The organism is Pseudomonas sp. ZL2 (genome assembly GCF_054788455.1).
Genome location: NZ_JBGOGX010000054.1, coordinates 1 through 19,842, shown reverse-complemented (window position 1 = coordinate 19,842; position 19,842 = coordinate 1). Strand labels below are relative to the sequence as shown.

Below are 19,842 nucleotides of genomic sequence, written 5' to 3'. Positions count from 1 at the left end.
CCGGCAGTGGGGAAGGCCTCCTGGCCTTCCCTTGGAGCATGGCAACGTTTTACAGCAGCTCGAAGCTCTGTTGTTGCACGGCCTGCGAATCGAGGCCGACCTGGACCCGGAACTCACCCGGCTCGGCAGCCCATTGCAACTGGCCGTTGTAGAACTTCAGGTCGTCGGCCTTGATGGTGAAGCGCAGGGTGCGTTCTTCACCAGCCTTGAGCATGACTTTCTGGAAGTTCTTCAGTTCCTTGACCGGACGACTCATGGACGCGGTCACATCCTGCAGGTACAGCTGCACCACGGTTTCGCCGTCACGCTTGCCGGTGTTCTTGACCACGATGCTGGCTTCGAGATCCTGGCCCTGTTTCACCGTCTTGCTCGACAGGCTCAGGTTCGAGAGGCTGAAGTCGCTGTAGCTCAGGCCGTAGCCGAAGGGGTACAGCGGGCCGTTCGGCTCTTCGAAGTACTGCGAGGTGTAGTTGCCTGGTTTGCCCGGGGTGAACGGGCGGCCGATGCTCAGGTGGTTGTAGTACATCGGGATCTGCCCGACCGAGCGCGGGAAGGTGATGGCCAGCTTGCCCGACGGGTTGTAGTCGCCGAACAGCACATCGGCAATGGCGTTGCCGCCTTCGGTGCCGCTGAACCAGGTTTCCAGGATGGCATCGGCCTGCTCGCGTTCCCAGGCCAGCGACAGCGGCCGGCCGTTCATCAGCACCAGCACCAGCGGTTTGCCGGTGGCTTTCAGGGCCTTGATCAGCTCGCGCTGGGCCGCCGGGATTTCCAGGGTGGTGCGGCTGGAGGATTCGTGGGACATGCCACGAGACTCGCCAACCACGGCCACGACCACGTCGGACTGCTTGGCAGCCTTGACCGCTTCGTCGATCAGCACTGCGGCAGGGCGTGGGTCGTCGACGATTTCCGGGGCATCGAAGTTGAGGAAGTTCAGGTAATCGAGGATGGCCTTGTCGTGGGTGACGTTGGAGCCTTTGGCGTAGATCACCTTGGCCTTGTCACCGAGGACCTGGCGCATGCCTTCGCGCACGGTGATCGACTGGTGCGGGCGGCCGGCGGCGGCCCAACTGCCCATCATGTCGATCGGGGCATCGGCCAGCGGGCCGACCAGGGCGATGGTGCCGGCTTTTTTCAACGGCAGGGTCTGCTGGCGGTTTTCCAGCAGGACCAGGCTGCGGCGGGCCACGTCGCGTGCTTCGGCGCGGTGCAGGCGGCTGTCGGCATAGGTGTCGGCCGGATCGTCGCTGGCCTTGCCGATGCGCCGGTACGGGTCTTCGAACAGGCCCATGTCGTACTTGGCACCGAGTACTTCGCGCACGGCGTTGTCGATGTCGGCCTGGTCGATTTCACCGGCCTTGAGCAGGCTGGCCAGCTCTTCGCCGTACAGCGAGTCGTTCATGCTCAGGTCGATGCCGGCCTTGATTGCAAGCTTGGCGGCTTCGCGGCCATCGCGGGCAACGCCGTGGCGCACCAGCTCGGTGATCGCGCCGTGGTCGCTGACGGTCACGCCCTTGAAGCCCCAGTCCTTGCGCAGCAGGTCGTTCATCAACCAGGTGTTGGAGGTGGCCGGCACGCCGTTGATCGAGTTCAGCGCAACCATCACCCCGCCGGCGCCGGCATCGATGGCGGCGCGGTAGGGCGGCAGGTAGTCGTTGAACATCTTGCTCGGGCTCATGTCGACCGTGTTGTAGTCGCGGCCGCCTTCCACTGCGCCGTACAGGGCGAAGTGCTTGACCGCGGCCATCAGGCTGGTGGCTTCGGCCGGGCTCTGGCCCTGGAAGGATTCGACCATCACTCTGGAAATGCGCGAGACCAGGTAGGTGTCTTCGCCAAAGCCTTCACTGGTGCGGCCCCAACGCGGATCGCGGGCGATATCGACCATCGGCGCGAAGGTCATGTCGATGCCGTCGGAGGCGGCTTCAAGGGCGGACACCTGGCCGACCTTGGCGATTGCGTCCATGTCCCAGCTGGCGGCCAGGCCCAGGCTGATCGGGAAGATCGTACGGTGGCCGTGGATCACGTCGTAGGCGAAGAACATCGGGATCTTCAGCCGGCTCTTGGCGGCGGCATCCTGCATCGGCCGGTTTTCCGCGCGGGTGATCGAGTTGAAGGTACCGCCGATGTGCCCGGCGGCGATTTCCTTGCGGATCATTTCACGGGGCATTTCCGGGCCGATGCTGATCAGGCGCAACTGGCCGATCTTTTCATCCAGGGTCATCTGCTTGATCAGGTCGGCGATGAACGCCTGTTTGTCCTGCAGTGGGGCGGCAGAGGTGTCGGCAAAGGCCGAGTGACTGGCCAGGCTGACAACCAGACCCAGCAAACACAGCTTGTTCATGAATTCTGTTCTCAAGGCTTGCGGCAGGTCGATACTGCCCAGCCGAAGTTGGGGAAGCGGCTATTGTTGTAGTTTGCTGGGGCATCTTTTAGCTGATTGGGCGATCCCGATCCAGCGGCGACGACGGATTATGCCTCAAGTCCGGTGAATCACGGCGATCAAGGAGCGTAGCAACATGCAGGTAATTCATTTCAAGGGCGTACGATTGTGGCTGCTGCTGATGCTTGCCAGCTTGCTGGCCGGTTGCGGGATCAACAACATCCCCAACTATGACGAGCAGGTAAAAGCGGCCTGGGCCCAGGTGCAGAACCAGTACCAGCGCCGCGCCGACCTGATTCCCAATCTGGTCGAAACGGTCAAAGGCTACGCCAAGCAAGAGCAGGAAACCCTGACCGCGGTCATAGAAGCCCGGGCCAAGGCGACCTCGATCCAGGTCGATGCCAGCACCCTGGACGATCCCGAGAAGTTGCGCCAGTTCCAGCAGGCCCAGTCGCAGCTGACCGGGGCCCTGAGTCGCCTGATGGTGGTGTCCGAGCGTTACCCGGACCTTAAATCCAATCAGAACTTCCTCGCCCTGCAGTCGCAGCTTGAAGGTACCGAGAACCGCATCGCCGTCGCGCGCAAGGATTTCATTGCCGCCGTGCAGCGCTACAACACCGAGATCCGCACCTTCCCCGGGCGGCTGTGGCACAGCGTGATGTACAGCGACCTGCCGATCCGGGAAAACTTCGAGGCCACCAGCGCCGATGCCGAAAAAGCGCCTGAAGTGAAATTCTGATGCGTCTGTTCAAGCTCGCGCTGCTGCTGGCGCTGCTGTTTGCCACACCGCTGCGTGCCGAGTTGAGTTTCCCGGCGCTGAGCGGGCGGGTGGTGGACAATGCCGGCCTGCTCGACGGTGCCAGCCGCAGCCAGCTCGACAGCATGCTCAAGGCTCATGAACAGGGTACTGGCGAGCAGGTCGTGGTGGTGACCCTGGCGGATTTGCAGGGGCAGAGCATCGAAGACTACGGCTATCAGCTCGGCCGCCACTGGGGCATCGGCCAGAAGGGCAAGGACAACGGCGCGCTGTTGATCGTCGCCCCTCAGGAACGCAAGCTGCGCATCGAAGTCGGCTACGGCCTGGAAGAACGCCTGACGGATGCGCAGTCCTCGGTGATCATCAATCGCATCATCACCCCGGCGTTTCGCCGTGGCGAGTACAGCCAGGGCATCGTCCAGGGCACCGCGGCGATTCTCCAGGTGCTGGGCGGCAACCCGTTGGCCGAGCCCTCGCGGGCGCTGGGCGGCGAGACCGAAGACGGTGCGCCGGCCTGGGGCATTGGCCTGTTCATCCTGCTGATCGTCGTGGTGTTCGCCCTGCAGTCCCTGGGCCTTGGTGGTAGCGGGCGCGGCGGCATGGGGGGTGGTTTCGGCGGTGGCTACGGCGGCGGTGGTTTTGGTGGCGGTGGCGGCGGAGGGGGCTTCAGCGGTGGCGGGGGCAGCTTCGGCGGTGGTGGATCGTCGGGTGGCTGGTAAATGATCAATAACGAGTAGCGCAACGCATGACATTGCTTACTGAACAACAGCAGCGCCAGGTCGCTGAAGCCATTGCACGGGTCGAGCGTCACACCGATGCCGAACTGGTCACGGTGCTGGCCAGCCGCGCCGACGACTACGCCTATATCCCCTTGCTGTGGGCCAGCCTGCTGGCTCTGGTGGTGCCGGGCATCGTCCATTACCTCAGCGGCTGGATGAGTGTGCACAGCTTGCTGATCGTGCAGTGGCTGACCTTCATCGCCTTGTGTCTGCTGTTTCGCATTCCGTCGCTGACCACTCGCCTGATTCCGCGCTCGGTGCGCCACTGGCGTGCGGCGAACCTGGCCCGGCGGCAGTTTCTGGAGCAGAACCTGCACCACACCGTGGGCGGCACCGGCATGCTGATCTTTGTCAGCGAGGCCGAGCGCTATGTCGAAATCCTCGTCGATGAAGGCATATCCCGGCATCTGGACAACAAGGTCTGGGATGTCATCGTCAAGCGCTTTACCGAACAGGTGCGCCAGGGCCAGACGTTGCAGGGCTTTGTCAGCTGTATCGAGGCTTGCGGCGAACTGCTGCGTACCCATGTGCCGCTGACCCACGAGCGCAACGAGTTGCCCAATCGCCTGGTGGTGCTGGGCTAGCGGCGGCGCCCATCGACAAATGCTGTGCAGGGCAAGCGCATCCACGTAAAATTCCCGGCACTGCGCCTACCTGCGCCCCCTCCGCAACCCGAGGCACCTTTTCCCGATGTCCGATTCCCCCACCGCCCAGGCCGCGCCGGATGCGCGTGCGCAGTTTCTGAGCCTGCTCGCCACCAGCCTGGAACAGAACGCCCTGATCAAGCTGGTGCTGGCGCGCCATGTCGGCAACGAAGAAACCCTGCAGCGCATCATTGCCAAGCCGCTGACGGTCAAGGGCCAGGCCTGCGTGTCGTTCGTCTACCGCTACAAGACCCGCGACATCACCCGCAACCTGGGCAACGATGAAGCGCTGGCGCTGGTGGCCGAGTTGCTTCCGGCCTCGTTTCGCAACGCCCACCTGCTCAGCCTCAGCGACGAAGCGCAGCTGGAGTTCAGCAAGAAGGGCAAGCCGATGCTCCATCGCAGCGCTGTGCAACAAGAGCGCCAGGCGCCGGCTGGTGAGCACGACCGGGAGAAGAAGCGCTACCTGGAACTGAGCCGGCCGTTCCTGCAGGACCTGGGCGTGACCGACAAGCAGCAGGCGCTGATCCCGGCCATGTCGCGCAAGTGGAAGCAGATCAACAAGTTCATCGAAGTGTTTTCCCACGCCCTGAACTCGGCGCCGCTGGCCGCCGAGCAGCCGTTGCGAGTGGCCGATTTTGGTTCGGGCAAGGGTTACCTGACCTTTGCCATCCACGACTACCTGCGCAATACCCTGCAGCGCGAGGCGCAGGTGACCGGCGTCGAGCTGCGCCCGGACATGGTCGAGCTGTGCAACGCCGCGGCCTCGCGTCTGGAGCATCCGGGCCTGGTGTTCGAATGCGGTGATGTGCGCAGCGTGGTGCCCAGCGCCATCGAGGTGATGATTGCATTGCATGCCTGTGATATCGCCACTGATTACGCGATCCACACCGGTATTCGTTGCGGCGCGGCGATCATCATGTGCTCGCCGTGCTGCCACAAGCAGATTCGCCCGCAACTGCACAGCCCGGGCTTGCTCAAGCCAATGCTGCAGTACGGATTGCACCTGGGCCAGCAGGCTGAAATGCTCACTGACAGCTTGCGCGCGTTGTACCTGGAAGCCTGCGGCTACGAGACCAAGGTCTTCGAGTTCATTTCGTTGGAGCACACCAACAAGAACAAGATGATCCTGGCGGTCAAGCGTCAGGCGCCGGTTGAGGCGTCAGCGTTGCTGGAGAAGATCCAGCCGCTCAAGGACTTCTATGGGGTCAAGGAGCATTGCCTGGAGACCTTGTTGCGGGCCGATGGCTTGATCCCTGCCTGAAGACTTTGCGACCGCTGCGCGCTCGATCGCTGGCAAGCCAGCTCCCACAGGGTCGGAGCACGCAGATCCACTGTGGGAGCCGGCGTTGCCGGCGATAGTGTCAGCCCAGGCCCCGCACCGGCGCAGGATGCACCCGCGTCTTGCGCCCCAGCACCACTGTCGCAATCACCCCGGCGGCAAACACCCAGGTAATCGGCTCGACCTGTTCGCCAAAGAACAGCGCCGAAAAGGCGATGGTGAAGAAAATCTGCAGCAACTGAATCTGGCTTACCCGGGCAATGCCACCCAGGGCCAGCCCGGCGTACCAGGCAAAGAAGCCGATGAACTGCGAGAACAACGACACATAGCCAAAGGCCCACCAGGCTTTTGCACTCACCGGTCCCTGATGCTGCAAAGCCAGGTACACCACCGGCCCGAGCAACAGCGGCGCCGACAGCACCAGCGCCCAGCAGATCACCTGCCAGCCGCCCATTTCCCGCGCCAGCCGGCCACCTTCGGCATAGCCCAGGCCGCCCACGGCAATCGCCGCCAGCATCAGCAGGTCGCCGGCCTGGATCTGCCCGGCGCCCATGATCATCGCGTAGGCCAGCACCAGCGCGCTGCCCAGGGCGGCGCAGGCCCAGAAGGCTTTCGACGGTCGCTCGTGGGACAGCCAGGCGGCGTACACCGCCACGCATAACGGCTGCAGGCCATTGACCAGCGCACCGTGGGACGCCGGCACGCTTTGCATGGCCCAGGCCGAGAACACCGGAAACCCCAGGATCACCCCCAGCGCCACCAGGCTCAGGCCTTTGATCTGCGTCCAGGTCGGCCATTTTTCCCGGCGCCAGAGCAGCAGCGCCGCCGCCGGAATCGCCGCCAGCAACGCACGGCCCAGGCCGTTGAGCAAAGGGTGCAGTTCCTGCACGACGATGCGGGTCATGGGCAGGGTCAGGCTGAAAATAATCACACCGAGAAGGCCAAGGACCATCCCGGTGTTTTCGCGGCTGGACATACAGAGCGCCTGTGGCAGAGAAGTGCCTTCATTGAGCCACAGGCGGGACGGATGATCTTGTTACAGTTGCTAACAAGTTCATCCGTACAGTTGCCTCAGAAGAAGCGGGTGATGCTGACCTTGGCGTTCCGGCCCTGGCTGTAGGCGTATTCGCCGCTGAGCTCGGAGCGGTAGTCCTTGTTGAACAGGTTATCCACCGTCAGGTTCACCTCGGTGCCTTTGAGGTAAGGCTGCTGCGGCTTCCAGTTGGCGAACAGGCCGTGCAGCTGATAGTCGTCGTTGGCATAGTGGTCGTAGTAGCGGTCACCCAGGGCACTGGCCGGGCCTTCGCGGTAGTTGTCGCTCGGCAGGCGGTCGGTCTTGCGCACGAACTGCGCCTGCCAGCCGACCTTGGCGTCCCAGCTGGGGATCTTCACTCCCAGGGTGGTGATCCACTTCGGTGCCGGAATGTCCTTGGCCCAGACGTCCGGCCCCCAGGGGTTGGTGTAGGCACCTTCATGGCGGCCGGTCATCCACGAGTAGGACACCGAACCGAACAGGTAGGTCGAGTCGTAGAAGCTTTCGACCTCGAAGCCCTTGATGGTCACGCCCTTGAGGTTACGGTAATTGGACATCAAGCCTTTACCGCAGGCATCGGAGATGCTTTCGCCCTTGGCCAGCTGTGCTTCGCAGCCGATGCCGGTGGCCTTGAAGATCTCGTCCTTGATTTCATTGCGAAACAGCGTGGTGCGGATCTGCATGCTGTCGTCGGCAGTGAAGACGTTGGCAAAGTCGGTAACGTTACCGGCGCGCAGGGCGGTGATGCGTTCCGGGTCGAGGTTGCGGCTGCTGGCGGTGCGGCTGCCGATCCCCTGGACTTCGTACTGTTCATCCAGCACCGGCGCGCGCCAGGTCTTGCTGTAGTCGGCAAAGAAGGCGGTGTTGGCGGTGGCTTTCCAGAACAGCGACAGGCGCGGCGACCAGCCGGTGTAGGTTTTCTCGCTGTAGTCGTGGCCGTTTTCGGCAACGGTGTAGTACGGCGCCTGGTTCGGCTTGCCCTTGTTGGCGACGTGGTCGTAGCGCAGCGACGGGGTGATGGTCACGTCGCCGAGGGTGATGGCGTCCTGGATGAAATAGCCCTGGCTGTCGACGGTGCCGCTGGGCATGAAGTACGGCTGGTAATGGCCGTTGTTGTATTTGGGAATCTCGTAGCTTTTGCCGGGCATCCACATCTGTGTGTCACGGTCGTGGTGACGGATCTGCAAGCCGCTGGTGAAGGCGTGCTCCAGCGGGCCGGTGGCGAACAGGCTGGTGTTGCGCACGTCGAGCATCTGGTCCTGGTACTCGGTGTCCATCTTGCGCCCGCCGGTGGACGGCTGGAAGAACGCCGTGGCATCACGCTCGTCGGTCTGCTTGGTGTCGGACTCGGAGTACTTGACCTGCAGGTCGATCAGCGGATTGTTCACCGGCTGGTACTTGTAAGTGGTCGACCAGGTGGTGTCGGTGGTCGTGCGGTTGGCCAGGAAGCGCTTGAGGGCATCCTTGTAGCCGAACCGGTTGATGTCCGACTGGGTCGGCGGCGTCGGGTAGGCGGTGGAGGAGAACGGTGCCCAGCGTTCACTTTCCGAGCGCGACCAGGAGAACCCGAGGCTGTGTTCGTCGTTGAAGTGCAGGTTGGCCTTGAGCAGCGCGCCGTCCAGGTCCAGGGCACTGTTGGGCAGGCGCTGGGGGTTGATCGGGTAACGGCCTTCCGGGTCGGGCAGGGTGCCGGCCAGCTTCATGTCGTCGCCGTCGCGCTTGGTCAGGTACACCAGGGCGTCCATGCGGCCATCGTCGGTGCGGCCGAACAACGCCGAGCTGTAGACCTGCTGGTGGTCGTTGCTGGCATAGCCGTACTTGAGCATGGCGCCGCTGTTGCGCCCCTCCTGGAGCAGGTCGGGGGCGTCCTTGGTGGTCATGTTGACGCTGCCGCCGAAGCCGCCGTTGCCGGTGTAGATCGAGTGCGGACCCTTTTCCACCTCGATGTTCTTGATCAGTTCCGGCTCGATGAAGATGGTGCCTTGCTGGTAGCGCTCGAAGCCGCTCTTGGTCGCGCCATCGACGGTCATCGGCACGTCTTCGGCGTCGCCCAGGCCCCAGATGTTGATGGTCTGGCCGCCAGGCTTGGCCGAGCCGCCCATGTTCACCCCGGGCAGGGTCGCCAGCACGCTGGGGATGTTGCTCGGCTGGTAGCGGTCGATGTCTTCCTGGGTCAGGGTCGAGCGGCCGACGGTGCTCGGGTCGACCTGCTGACCGTCACCTACCACGCTCACCGCGCCGAGCTGGATGCTGTTGTCAGCGGTGGCGTCGTCTTCGCGCAGGCGCACCACATAGGTATTGCCGACCTTGACCAGGGCAAAGCGGCTGTTGTGCAGCAACTGGCTGATCGCCTCGAGCGGTTCGTAAGCACCTTGCAAGGCTGGGGCCTGGACGCTGTTGAGCAAGGATTCGTCAAACAGCAACTGCAGCTTGGCCTGCTGCGCCAGCTGGCTCAGCGACGCCGCCAGCGGCTGCGCCGGCAGGTTCAGTTGCAGCGGCGCGGCCTGGGCCTGCAGGCTCAGGGCCAGGCACGCGGCCAGCAGTGAAGGACGAACAGACAACGGCTTGAAAGGAGCAAACGCACGCAAGATGAAACCCCCCAATACGGCAACAAAGGCCAGAAAAGGCCTGCAGTGATTACGCAGACGGGAGGAAGACGCAGGGCTGCGGAAAACCCTCACATGCGAATGAAAAATATTCTCAATTTACGGTTTGCGTTCAATCCGCACTCGGCCGTCGGCGAGGTTCACAGCCTTGATCGGCAGCAGCGCCGGCAAGGCATTGAGCAAGGCATCGGGGTCGTTGACGTCGAGGTTGCCGGAGACCTTGTAGCGGCCCAAAGCTGGATCAGCGAGCAGCACCGGTGCCGAGCGGTACAGCGCCAGTTCGTCGATCAGGCTGGCCAGTTCGCGGTTGCGAAAACTCACATGGCCACTGCGCCAGTCGGCCACCTCCCGAGCGCTCAGGTTCTGCACGTTGAGGCTGCCGCGGGCCAGGTCATAGACGGCGCGTTGGCCGGCGCTCAACAGCACCGGCGGGCGATTCTCGCCCGGGGTTTCCAGGGCCACCTGACCGTGGGCGACGCTGACCACCAGCTCCTGCTGGCCGCGGCGCAGGTCAAAGCCGGTGCCGACCACCCGTACCCGGGCATTGCCGGCATCGACGAACAGCGGGCGTTCCTTGTCGGCAGCCACTTCGATGTACAGCTGGCCCTGGTCGAGGCGAATCAGCCGGCGCTCGTTGTCGAAGTTCAGGCTCAGGCGGGTGCGGGCGTTGACATCCAGCTGGCTGCCATCGGGCAGGGCCAGGTGCTGTGGGTGTTCGCTCTGTACGGCCAGCTGTTGCTGATGATGGCGGCTCGGCAGGCCGAGGTTGGCGGCCAGTACGGCGCAGACCAGCCCGGCGGCCACGGCCAGTGCCGGGCGCCAGCGCAGCGGTTTGCGGCTGGGCAGGACGACCGGTTTGTTCAGGCTCTTGAGCGCGGCCAGGTCGTCCCAGAGTTGTTCGAACTGGGCATAGGCGCGGGCGTGCTCGGGGTGCTGCAGCCACTGGGCGAAGGCTTTGCGCGATTCACGCGAGCTGTCGTTGCGGTTACGGGTAAACCAGCTGGCCGCCTGGGCATCGATGCTGCGCTTATCGATTTCAGGAGTGGGGGTCATTCTGGCTGCTCCATGCCGTTGTCACTGTCCAGGCGTTGCTTGCAATGCAGCAGGGCCGCGGCGATGTGCTTTTCCACCATGCTCACGGAAATGCCCATGCGCGCGCTGATCTGCGCCTGCGTCAAACCTTCGAAGCGGTGCAGCATAAGGGCTTCGCGGCGGCGCGGCGAGAGTTCAGCGAGGACAAGTTTCAATTGTTCCAGGCGTTGTTGCTGCTGGGCATGCTTCAGCGGGTCGCTGGCGGTGCCGGCCGGTGTCTGTTCGCTGGCCTGGGCGTCTTCGTCGAGCACGCTGTGGCGCACCTTCTGCCGGCGCCAGTGGTCACTGAGCAGGTTGCGCGCCATCTGGAACAGGAATGCCCGCGGTTGCTCGACCCGCGCCCGGTCGCGATAGCCCAGCCACTGGGTGAACACGTCCTGGGTCATGTCTGCCGCATCGTTGGCATTGTCCATGCGCTTACGCAGAAAATGCAGGATATCGGCATAGAACCCGCGACAGGTTTCGTGGGCAAAAGGGTCGGGTTTGGGGCGCGGCATGCAAGCTTTCCAGGACGGACCGGAGAGAAAGGTTGCGAATGGTATCGAGAATTATTGTTATTTACCATGCCTGTTTTTGTCGCCCATTAACGCCGCTTGCGGATCGGTACCGGCACCGGGATCTCCAGCCCAGGCGTTCCCAACGGGTGGCTGTAAGCGTCGAAAAAGTACAGTGGCAGGTCAGGCATATCGGCAAAGCGCTGCACATAGTGCTGCTTCTGGCTGATGATCGAGGCGTCGCTCAAGGGCCGGATGGCGATGGCCAGGTGCGCCGGGCGCGCCAGCTTGATTGCCTCCAGCAAATGCCGGTCGGTGCCATCCAGGTGTTGGCCGAAAATGCACAAGCCATCCCGATGGCCGGCCAGTTCGCCGAGGGCCCAGCTGAGGTAGTCGGAACTGCGGATGGCCTTGAGCTTGTCGGCGCTGCTGCTTTCGTTGACGAACAGCGGCACGTCGCCCGGTGTGTTGACGGCAAAGCCATCGAGCAGCTGGCTGTCGGTGGCACTGCGCTGGCGGGTGCTGCCGTCCTGCTGCTTGAGCAGGTGCAGGCCGCCGTGCAGGTACAGCAAGCGCGTGCCCGGGCTGCGGGTGCGGCGGATATCGAAGTCGCCGTCTTCATCGAACAACTGCTGGAAGCCTTCCGGAGCCTGGCTGGCGGCCCAGTGGCAGATCAGGTCGTAGTTGCTGGAATAGACGCTTTGGTAGGTGCCCAACTCGCGGTTGAGTAGCTGCAAGGTCTGGCTCGGCAGCATGCGCCAGGGGACGTGCACGCTGCGGATGGCGTGGATCAGCGCTTCCTTGATCGCGTAGTAGCGGTTCAGCGGTGCCGACGCGCTGATCGCCAGCGCGGCGTTGATCCGCACCGTGGTGTTCAGGGCACTGAGCACCGGCTCGAACAGCTCGCTGCCCAGCGACTTGAACAGCGCCTGGTCGGTCAGGCTCAGGGGTTTGTGCCGCACCCGCTGGGCCTCTTCGAACAGCGAGAAATAGCTGAACGGCCGCCACAGCGCCCGGCTGGCGCCATTGCCCAGCAGCAGGCCGCTGCACGGGTGACTGGCGTTCAGGTCTGGCCAGTGGTTGAGGCTGGCGTCGAGGTTGGCGTGAGGCATCGGGCATCTCTGTGGCAGGGCAGGCAATCGCCGGCGACTTTAGCATGCAACCGGTCTGTCATCAGCGTTGGCGACTATGCTGGATTCGCTGTGAACCAAAGGAAGGCTGAAAATGTTCAACGCTATTGGACGTGTGTGTTGCCTGGCGCTGTTGCCGATGGCGGGGCTTGCCGAGGCCGGGCAGGGCGCTGAGCTGGCCAGGGCCCAGGGGATTGCTTACCCGGCGGTGATTGCCCACCGCGGTGCTTCTTATGATGCGCCGGAGTCCACGGCACCGGCCTACCTGTTGGCGCGTGAGTTGGGCGCAGATTACCTGGAACTGGACTTGCAGCGCTCCAGCGACGGCATACTGGTTGCCGTGCATGACGACAACCTGTTGCGTACCAGCGATGTTGCCGAGCGTTTTCCCGAACGCCAGAGCAGCCCGGTCAGCGCCTTCACCCTGGCCGAACTGAAATCGCTGGATGTCGGCAGCTGGTTCAACAAGGCCTATCCCGAGCGCGCCCGGGCAAGCTTCAAGGGCCTGCAGATCCAGACCCTCGATGAAGTCATGGACATCGCCGCGGCGAACCCGCAGCGCCAGCCTGGCTTGTACATCGAAACCAAGGTGCCAGGCCTGTTTCCCGGCATCGAAGCTGATCTGGGGAAAGGCCTGCAGGCCCGTGGCTGGCTCGACCAGCCGGGCCGGGTGGTGCTGCAGAGTTTCGACCGCAACAGCCTGGCGCTGCTGCACCAGCAAATGCCCCAGGTGCCCAAGATTCTGTTGTTGTGGATCGGCAAAGGCAGTATCGAACCGGCCGCGCAGCAAACCTTCGCCGAGTCGGGCGAGAGCGACAAGGCAGCCTTCTATGCCCGCCAGCAACCCAAGGACAAGGCCGAATTCGAGCGCTGGCTGGATTACGCCAAGGCTGCAGGCGCCATTGGCACCGGGCCGTCGGCGGCACTTGCCGAGGGGGGCGCGCAGAGTTACGCCGACCTGGTGCAGCCCTGGATGAATCAGCTCAGCCACGACAAAGGCCTGCTGGTGCATGTGTACACGGTTGATGAGGCGGTAGATTTTCGCAAGGTGATGGCCGCTGGCGTCGACGGTATCTTCACCAATCGCAGCGGCCAGCTGCTGCGCTATTTCGCCCGGCCAAGCGCCCACAGCGAGGCACAGATCCTGCGCGCTCACGGCTACTGAGAGACTGGCTGAGGCCAGGCGGCTGCCGTAGACTTCGCGCCTTGCACTGACTTTCAGGACACTGCCCCGATGACCTTTTCGCTGCTGCTCGCCGTACTCGCTTCCGGTTTTATCTACGGTATTACCCCGGGGCCCGGCGTGCTGGCGGTGCTCGGCATTGGTGCCACCCGCGGGCGCCGTGCCGGTGCGGGGTTTCTTTGCGGGCACTTGCTCGGCGATGTGCTGTGGTGCAGTACCGCGCTGGTGGCGATCGTCGGTGCCCGGCAAATCGGCAGTTCGGTGTTCGACATCCTCGGTGTGATCAGCGGCCTGTACCTGTTCTGGCTGGGCATGCGGGCCTTGCGCAGCCGTCCGGGCAATGGCGAGGGTGAGCAGGGGCCGGTGCGCAAGCCGTTCTGGCACGGCGTGGTGTTTGGCCTGACCAACCCCAAGGCCTACCCGGTGGCGGTGGCGACTTTCACTGCCTTGCTTTCGAGTCGCGCCGAAGCGCTCGACTGGTCGATGCTGCCGGCGCTGATCGCCCTGAGTTTTGTCGGCGGCTTGCTGGCCTACGTCATCCTGATCGGCGTGGTCGGCGCCCGCCACGTGCGCACTGTCTACACCCGCTACGAGCTGTGGATCACCCGCGCTTGCGGGCTGATGTTCATCGGCTTTGCCGTCAATGCCCTGGCGCACGCCTTGCCAGGCCTGTTGCCGCGCAACAGCTGAGGGCTGGCAGAAGGCTACACAGGTATGTGAGAATGATATGAATTCCTATTCATGTCCTTCTCGCACGCCGGACCTTCATGACTTCGCTCTCTACGCCCTGGACCGCGGCTGCCCCGGCCTTGCAGGCGGTCGCCGACGATCTGCTGGCCAACTACAGCGACTTGCGCCGCTACCTCTGTGGACGCCTGCGCAATCCGGATGATGCGGCCGACATTGCCCAGTCGAGCTTTGCCCAGGCCTATGCCCACGCCTTGAATGCCCCAGTGGTCAACGCCCGGGCCTTGCTGTTCCAGGCCGCGCGCAACCTGTGCATCGATCAATACCGACGGCGCAGCAACGAATTGGCGGCGCTGGAAGACTGGCTGACCCGGGCTGATGTGCTGAGCCCGAGCGTTGAAGAGATCATCATCGCCCGCGAGCAGTTGCAGCAGTTGATCGAGCGTATCGAGCGCATGCCGCGCCTGCGCCGCGAGGTGTTCGTTCGTGTGCGCCTGCACGGCCAGCCCCATCGCCAGGTGTGTGCCGAGCTTGAACTGTCGGCCAAGGCTGTGGAGCTGCACATCGCCCGTGCGGTGTTCGATTTGTCCGAGCTGAGCCTGGCGGCGCGGCATGCCTGAGTCTTCGCCGGTCTCCACGCGCAAGGTGCAGCAGGCCCTGACCTACCTCGCCGCGCTGAACAGCGACGACCCCGAACGGGTGCAGCAGGCGCGCGGTCAGCTGGAACGCTGGCGCGGCAAAAGCAGCGAGCACGAACGGGCCTGGCAAGAGGCTGAACAACGCTGGCAACTGGTGCATCGACTGACCCCGCAACTGCGTACGGCAGTGGCCCCGGAACCGCTCAATATCAGCCGTCGGCGTCTGCTGCGCCAGGGCGGTGGCTTGCTGGTGGCGGTGGCGGGGGCCAGTTGGCTGGGCTGGCTGTGGCGGCGTACGCCGCAGTTCGATCGCCTGCTGCAAACCGTGCATGCCGAACCGCCACGCCGCGAGATCTTGCCCGATGGCAGCCAGTTGCTGCTGGCCGCCGAATCCAGCCTGCGCATCGAGTACAGCAACGGCGTGCGCCAGGTGCGCTTGCTGCATGGCAATGTCTATTTCGATGTGGCGCGCGAGCGCTTGCGGCCGTTTCTGATCAGCACTCGGCTGGGCGAGGTTCAGGTGCTGGGCACGGCGTTCAGTGTCAGCGACCGCGGCGGTGAGATTCAGATTGCCGTGGCCCGTGGACGGGTCGAGGTGCGAGGCCTGCGTGAAGGTTCGCAGGTACTGCAGGCCGGTGAGCGCATCAGCCTCGATGCGCAAGGCCGTTTGCTGCCGCTCAGGGCTGATCCGCATGCCACGGCGAGTCTGCAGCATTGGCAGCGTGGCTGGTGGTCGTTCACCGATGCGCCGCTGGTCGAGGTGATCGCCGAGCTCAACGCCTATGCCCTGCAACCGGTGACGCTGGCCGCTGATGCCGCCCAACTGCACCTGACCGGCAGCTTCCCTAGCGACCAACCGGAAATGCTCCTGCAGACGCTACCGAAAATCCTCCCGGTGAGCCTGGTTCAGCATGGACAGCAACGCACCCTGCAACGGCGCTGAAAAAGTTTTGAGGGGTAATGGCGAGGTGGCCCGTCTTCATCGCTGAACCCACCTCTGCAAGGACAGATCATGTCGCTTCCCCATGCCCGCCCGGCACACCCTGTGGCTTTCCCCGGTACCCTGCGTCGGCTGGCGCTGGCCTGTGCCCTGGGTAGCGCCAGCCTGTTGCCGTTGAGCGCGGTCAACGCCGCCGCCCTGGCCGCCGATGCTCAGGCCTTGAGCCTGAACCTGCCGGGCCAGTCCCTGGAAGCCGCGGTGCATGCCCTGGCCCGTGAAGCCGGGGTCGCCATCGCCGCCGACAGCCAGTTGCTGGCCGGCCGCAGCGCCCCGGCATTGCAGGGCCGGTTCACCTTGCAGCAGGCCTTGCAGCGCTTGCTGGCCAACAGCGGCCTGGTGGCCAGCGAAGAGAACGGGGTGATCATCCTGCGCAGCCTGAACAGCGACGGCGCCCTGACCCTGGGCGAGCTGAACATCAACGCCAACAGCAACCCCAGCGGCGTACCCGAGGCCTACAGCGGTGGCCAGGTTGCTCGCGGCGCACGGCTGGGCATGCTGGGTAATCGCGATGTGATGGAGACGCCCTTCAACGTCACGTCCTACACCGCCCAGCACATGGAAAACCAGCAAAGCGGCACGGTTGGCGCGGTGCTGCGCAACGATCCGTCGATCCGCTTCAGCACGGGCGAAGGCCACGCCTACGAAAACTTCATGATCCGTGGCTACTCCCTCGACTCCACCGAGCTTGCGCTAAATGGTCTGTACGGCCTGGCCCCGGATGGCCACGTGCCGACCGAGTTCCTTGAGCGGGTTGAAGTGCTCAAGGGGCCCGGTGCCTTGCTCAACGGCATGGCGCCCAACGGCGGTGTCGGCGGGGTGATCAACCTGGTGCCCAAGCGCGCCGGCGAAGCGCCGCTGACCCGTTTGACCAGCAGCTACGTGTCTGACGGTTATGTTGCTGAACACATCGATCTGAGCCGTCGCCTGGGTGACGAGCAGCGCTTCGGCATTCGCTTCAACGGTGTCTATGGCAGCGGCGAAACCGGTGTCGACCAGCAGTCCAAGGACCGCACCCTGGCATCGCTGGGCATGGACTACCGTGGCGATGGCTGGAAGCTCGAACTGGATGCCTACGAGAGCCACGAAAAACTTGAGGACGGCAGCCCGATGATGGCCGGCTTCAGCAAACTGGGCTACGTCACCAAGGCGCCGAAACCGGATACCAACATCCTCGACGGCATCTCGGCCAAGCAGATCAGCAAGGCCGTGGTGCTGCGCGGCGAATACGACCTCAACGATGACTGGAGCGCCTACGCCAGCGTCGGCAGCGCGCGCACCCGCTACAAGGGTTTTCTCAATGGCACCCGGGTGATCGTCACCGGCGCCAACGGCGATGCCAGCGGCGAGACCTACAACCAGGCCGGCTACACCCATAGCCTGTCCACCGAGGCCGGGGTGCGCGGCAACTTCGTCACCGGCCCGGTCAACCACCAGGTGGTATTGAGCACCACCCTGCTGCACCAGGACATCGGCCGCGCCGCCACCGTGACCAGCAAGAAGTACCTGACCAACATCTACCATCCGGGCAAGCCGATCATTGCCGGCGACATCGGTTCCAGCGACAAGACTGGCGACAACACCCTGTCCAGCTTCGCCGTCGCCGATACCCTGGGCTTTATCGACGACAGAGTGCTGCTGACCCTCGGCGTGCGCTCGCAACGGGTGCGGCAGAAGATGAGCAAGCCGGCCTACGACGAGCGCGCCCTGACCCCGGCCCTGGGCCTGGTGCTCAAGCCCTGGGACGCGCCGGTGTCGCTGTACGCCAACTACATCGAAGGCTTGACCCAGGGCGGCATGGTCACAGACTTGGCCGCCGCCAACTACGGCGAGCAGTTCGCCCCGTACAAGGCCAAGCAGATGGAAGCCGGGGTCAAGTGGGACCTGGGCGACTTCACCCACACCCTCAGCGTGTTCCAGATCGAGAAGCCGAGCATGCTCCTCGACCGCGCCAGCAATCGCTACACCGACGATGGCGAGCAGCGTAACCGTGGCGTCGAATGGAACCTGTTCGGCTCGCTGACCCCGAGCGTGCGTCTGCTCGGCGGTGTCACTTACACCCGTGCCGAACTGACCCGCACCGCTGGCGGCACTTTCGATGGCAACACCGCCCGTGGTGTGCCGGCCTGGTCGGCCAACCTCGGCGCCGAGTGGGACACCCCCTGGGTCGAGGGCCTGACCCTGACCGCGCTGGGCATCCACAGCAGCTCGCAGTACCTCGATAGCGCCAACGACCTGAAAATCCCGCAGTGGACCCGCTACGACCTCGGCGGCCGCTACAGCACGCGCATCCTCAGCAAGGACGTGGTACTGCGCGCCAGCCTGGAGAACGTCGAGAACCGCGCCTACTGGGCCGGGGTGTTCAACGACGGTTATGCCACGGTCAGCGAGCCACGCACGCTGAAACTCTCCGCCAGTATCGACTTCTGAGGTGAACATGCAGACGTTCAATCAATGGAGCTACGCCCTGGCGCTGGCTCTGTGCGTGAGTGGCAACGCGATGGCGGAAACCGACAATATCCTGCACCCGGGGCAAACTGTCAGCGCCAGCTTTGCCCAGGCGCAACAACCAATCTGGACCGTGCAGCTCAAGACCGGCGATCTGGTCCAGGGGCGGCTGCAGGGCGATGTCAGCCTGCGTTTGCTCGATGCCCAGGGCCAACCTGTGCGGCTGCTGATCGATGGCCGGGACCAGCCGCGCGAGTTCATCTTCATCGCCGATCGCGATGGCGCCTACGGCCTGCGTGCCGAGGCGCTGGCCACCCGGCCGCAAGCCACCTACGCGTTAAGCCTGAAGCCGGTGATTTCAGCCAGCGCGCAGAAGCGCACGGCTGCCCCGTTGCAGAGCCCGACCCTGCGGGCGTTGCAGCAACAGCTGGCCCAGGGGGCGAGCACCGAAACCTTCTGGAAGGATCGTCAGCAACAGGGCGCGCCGATGGTCGAAGCGGTGGAGGGCAAGCCTGGCTTGTCCCTGGTGACCTTCCTCTGGCGCGGTGCGCGGAACAACGTGCGGGTGTTCGGCGCGCCCTCGGGTAATCACGATGAGCTGCAACGTCTTGGCGACAGTGACGTGTGGTTTCGCAGCTATCTGCTGCCTGCGTCTGCACGCCTGAGCTACCAGATGGCCCCGGACGTCCCGGCGTCCGATGATCGTCGAATGATCCTCGCCAGCACCCAGCGCGATCCGCTCAACCCGAACCGCTTTGCTGATGGCAGCGGTGATCCGTTCCTGTCGCGCTCGCGCCTGGAACTGCCTGCAGCGCCCGCGCAGCCCTGGGTCGCCGAACGCCCGGGCATTGCCCGTGGCACCCTGGAGCGCAAGGTGCTGAGCAGCAAACTGCTGGGCAACGAGCGTGATGTGTACCTGTACCGGCCGGCGCAGTGGCAGGCTGGCGCGAAGGGGCAGGGCTTGCTGGTGCTGTTCGATGCCCATGCCTATACCCGCCAGGTGCCGACGCCGACGATTCTCGACAACCTGATCGCCGAGGGTCTGATCCCACCCACCGCGGCGTTGATCATCGCCAACCCCAGCGACCTCAGCCGCCAGCAGGAGTTGCCGCCCAACCCGCAGTTCGCCCGCTTCATGGCGGAAGAGCTGATGCCCTGGGCGCGCCAGCAAGGCCTGGCGGCGTCGGCAGCGCGCACCGTGGTCGCCGGTTCCAGCTACGGCGGCCTGGCTTCGGCCTATATGGGCCTGAAGCACCCGGAACTGTTCGGCAATGTGTTGAGCATGTCCGGTTCCTACTGGTGGGGGCATGAGGGCGAGGAGCCGGGCTGGCTCACCCGCGAATACGTCAAGTCGCCTAAGCAGCCGCTGCGCTTCTACCTGCAGTCGGGCCTGTTCGAAGGACCGAAAATCCTCGACACCAACCGCCATCTGCGTGATGTGCTGTTGGCCAAAGGCTATGCAGTGGAGCAGGTCGAGTACCCGGCCGGGCATGATTATTTGCAGTGGCGGGGCAGCCTGCCGTGTGGCTTGATCAGCTTGATCGGCAAGGCTGCGCAAGCGCCCGAGGCCTGTCAGCTCCGGTAATGGCTCGATCGCGGGGCAAGCCCGCTCCTACCCATCTGTAGGAGCGGGCTTGCCCCACGATGCGATTTCCACCCCCAGCACCATTGCCCCGCGACTTCGGTTCCGCC

General features: G+C 64.2%; 16 protein-coding genes. 10 read left to right on the top strand and 6 right to left on the bottom strand.

Annotation, left to right across the window (positions count from 1 at the left end):
* Positions 1-49 precede the first annotated feature (49 nt).
* A complete protein-coding gene (bglX, locus tag ABM562_RS24945) occupies positions 50-2,341 on the bottom strand; it encodes a beta-glucosidase BglX (RefSeq protein WP_460423691.1) in 2,292 nt (763 codons plus the stop codon).
* A gap of 175 nt (positions 2,342-2,516) precedes the next feature.
* Here bglX and ABM562_RS24940 point away from each other — a divergent pair, with 175 nt between their 5' ends.
* The 4 genes from ABM562_RS24940 (at position 2,517) to ABM562_RS24925 (ending at position 5,824) form a co-directional block, all read left to right on the top strand.
* Positions 2,517-3,119 (top strand): LemA family protein, encoded by a 603-nt coding sequence (locus tag ABM562_RS24940; RefSeq protein ID WP_115085532.1) that lies wholly within the window; start codon positions 2,517-2,519, stop codon positions 3,117-3,119.
* Positions 3,119-3,856 carry a TPM domain-containing protein gene (locus ABM562_RS24935; protein ID WP_115085533.1) on the top strand — a complete coding sequence of 246 codons (738 nt, stop codon included), beginning with the start codon at positions 3,119-3,121 and terminating at the stop codon, positions 3,854-3,856. The genes ABM562_RS24940 and ABM562_RS24935 overlap by 1 nt, the downstream gene beginning before the upstream one ends.
* A 26-nt stretch (positions 3,857-3,882) precedes the next feature.
* A complete protein-coding gene (locus ABM562_RS24930) occupies positions 3,883-4,500 on the top strand; it encodes a TPM domain-containing protein (RefSeq protein ID WP_115085534.1) in 618 nt (205 codons plus the stop codon).
* 106 nt (positions 4,501-4,606) lie between these two features.
* Positions 4,607-5,824 (top strand): class I SAM-dependent methyltransferase, encoded by a 1,218-nt coding sequence (locus tag ABM562_RS24925; protein ID WP_460423689.1) that lies wholly within the window; start codon positions 4,607-4,609, stop codon positions 5,822-5,824.
* A gap of 100 nt (positions 5,825-5,924) precedes the next feature.
* Here ABM562_RS24925 and ABM562_RS24920 read toward each other — a convergent pair whose 3' ends face one another.
* The 5 genes from ABM562_RS24920 to ABM562_RS24900 form a co-directional block, all read right to left on the bottom strand.
* A complete protein-coding gene (locus ABM562_RS24920) occupies positions 5,925-6,818 on the bottom strand; it encodes a DMT family transporter (protein ID WP_115085536.1) in 894 nt (297 codons plus the stop codon).
* Between the two features lie 95 nt (positions 6,819-6,913).
* Positions 6,914-9,466 (bottom strand): TonB-dependent receptor, encoded by a 2,553-nt coding sequence (locus ABM562_RS24915; protein WP_460423696.1) that lies wholly within the window; start codon positions 9,464-9,466, stop codon positions 6,914-6,916.
* Positions 9,467-9,580: 114 nt separating this feature from the next.
* Positions 9,581-10,534, bottom strand: a complete 954-nt coding sequence (locus ABM562_RS24910; RefSeq protein ID WP_115085537.1) for a FecR family protein — start codon at positions 10,532-10,534, stop codon at positions 9,581-9,583.
* A complete protein-coding gene (locus tag ABM562_RS24905) occupies positions 10,531-11,070 on the bottom strand; it encodes an RNA polymerase sigma factor (RefSeq protein WP_115085538.1) in 540 nt (179 codons plus the stop codon). Before ABM562_RS24905 ends, ABM562_RS24910 begins: the two co-directional genes overlap by 4 nt.
* An 86-nt stretch (positions 11,071-11,156) precedes the next feature.
* Positions 11,157-12,179 carry a DUF4917 family protein gene (locus ABM562_RS24900; RefSeq protein WP_115085539.1) on the bottom strand — a complete coding sequence of 341 codons (1,023 nt, stop codon included), beginning with the start codon at positions 12,177-12,179 and terminating at the stop codon, positions 11,157-11,159.
* 112 nt (positions 12,180-12,291) lie between these two features.
* Here ABM562_RS24900 and ABM562_RS24895 point away from each other — a divergent pair, with 112 nt between their 5' ends.
* The 6 genes from ABM562_RS24895 to fes all read left to right on the top strand — a co-directional run bounded on the left by ABM562_RS24895 (position 12,292) and on the right by fes (position 19,735).
* The gene (locus ABM562_RS24895) at positions 12,292-13,362 is read left to right on the top strand and encodes a glycerophosphodiester phosphodiesterase (protein ID WP_115085540.1); all 1,071 of its coding nucleotides are present in this window, start codon (positions 12,292-12,294) and stop codon (positions 13,360-13,362) included.
* 69 nt (positions 13,363-13,431) lie between these two features.
* Positions 13,432-14,070: a LysE family translocator gene (locus tag ABM562_RS24890; protein ID WP_115085541.1), complete on the top strand. Its 639-nt coding sequence runs from the start codon at positions 13,432-13,434 to the stop codon at positions 14,068-14,070.
* Positions 14,071-14,147: 77 nt separating this feature from the next.
* A complete protein-coding gene (locus ABM562_RS24885; RefSeq protein ID WP_115085542.1) occupies positions 14,148-14,687 on the top strand; it encodes an RNA polymerase sigma factor in 540 nt (179 codons plus the stop codon).
* Positions 14,680-15,648, top strand: a complete 969-nt coding sequence (locus tag ABM562_RS24880) for a FecR family protein (RefSeq protein ID WP_115085543.1) — start codon at positions 14,680-14,682, stop codon at positions 15,646-15,648. The genes ABM562_RS24885 and ABM562_RS24880 overlap by 8 nt, the downstream gene beginning before the upstream one ends.
* Positions 15,649-15,717: 69 nt before the next feature.
* Complete coding sequence (locus ABM562_RS24875) at positions 15,718-18,132, top strand: TonB-dependent receptor (protein WP_134061509.1); 2,415 nt, start codon at positions 15,718-15,720, stop codon at positions 18,130-18,132.
* Positions 18,133-18,139: 7 nt separating this feature from the next.
* Positions 18,140-19,735, top strand: a complete 1,596-nt coding sequence (fes, locus tag ABM562_RS24870; protein WP_460423685.1) for an enterochelin esterase — start codon at positions 18,140-18,142, stop codon at positions 19,733-19,735.
* Positions 19,736-19,842 lie beyond the last annotated feature (107 nt).

Coding starts and splice junctions, on each gene's coding strand:
- bglX (WP_460423691.1), bottom strand. CDS start 2,341: ATGAACAAGCTGTGTTTGCTGGGTCTGGTTGTCAGCCTGGCCAGTCAC.
- ABM562_RS24940 (WP_115085532.1), top strand. CDS start 2,517: ATGCAGGTAATTCATTTCAAGGGCGTACGATTGTGGCTGCTGCTGATG.
- ABM562_RS24935 (WP_115085533.1), top strand. CDS start 3,119: ATGCGTCTGTTCAAGCTCGCGCTGCTGCTGGCGCTGCTGTTTGCCACA.
- ABM562_RS24930 (WP_115085534.1), top strand. CDS start 3,883: ATGACATTGCTTACTGAACAACAGCAGCGCCAGGTCGCTGAAGCCATT.
- ABM562_RS24925 (WP_460423689.1), top strand. CDS start 4,607: ATGTCCGATTCCCCCACCGCCCAGGCCGCGCCGGATGCGCGTGCGCAG.
- ABM562_RS24920 (WP_115085536.1), bottom strand. CDS start 6,818: ATGTCCAGCCGCGAAAACACCGGGATGGTCCTTGGCCTTCTCGGTGTG.
- ABM562_RS24910 (WP_115085537.1), bottom strand. CDS start 10,534: ATGACCCCCACTCCTGAAATCGATAAGCGCAGCATCGATGCCCAGGCG.
- ABM562_RS24905 (WP_115085538.1), bottom strand. CDS start 11,070: ATGCCGCGCCCCAAACCCGACCCTTTTGCCCACGAAACCTGTCGCGGG.
- ABM562_RS24900 (WP_115085539.1), bottom strand. CDS start 12,179: ATGCCTCACGCCAACCTCGACGCCAGCCTCAACCACTGGCCAGACCTG.
- ABM562_RS24895 (WP_115085540.1), top strand. CDS start 12,292: ATGTTCAACGCTATTGGACGTGTGTGTTGCCTGGCGCTGTTGCCGATG.
- ABM562_RS24890 (WP_115085541.1), top strand. CDS start 13,432: ATGACCTTTTCGCTGCTGCTCGCCGTACTCGCTTCCGGTTTTATCTAC.
- ABM562_RS24885 (WP_115085542.1), top strand. CDS start 14,148: ATGACTTCGCTCTCTACGCCCTGGACCGCGGCTGCCCCGGCCTTGCAG.
- ABM562_RS24880 (WP_115085543.1), top strand. CDS start 14,680: ATGCCTGAGTCTTCGCCGGTCTCCACGCGCAAGGTGCAGCAGGCCCTG.
- ABM562_RS24875 (WP_134061509.1), top strand. CDS start 15,718: ATGTCGCTTCCCCATGCCCGCCCGGCACACCCTGTGGCTTTCCCCGGT.
- fes (WP_460423685.1), top strand. CDS start 18,140: ATGCAGACGTTCAATCAATGGAGCTACGCCCTGGCGCTGGCTCTGTGC.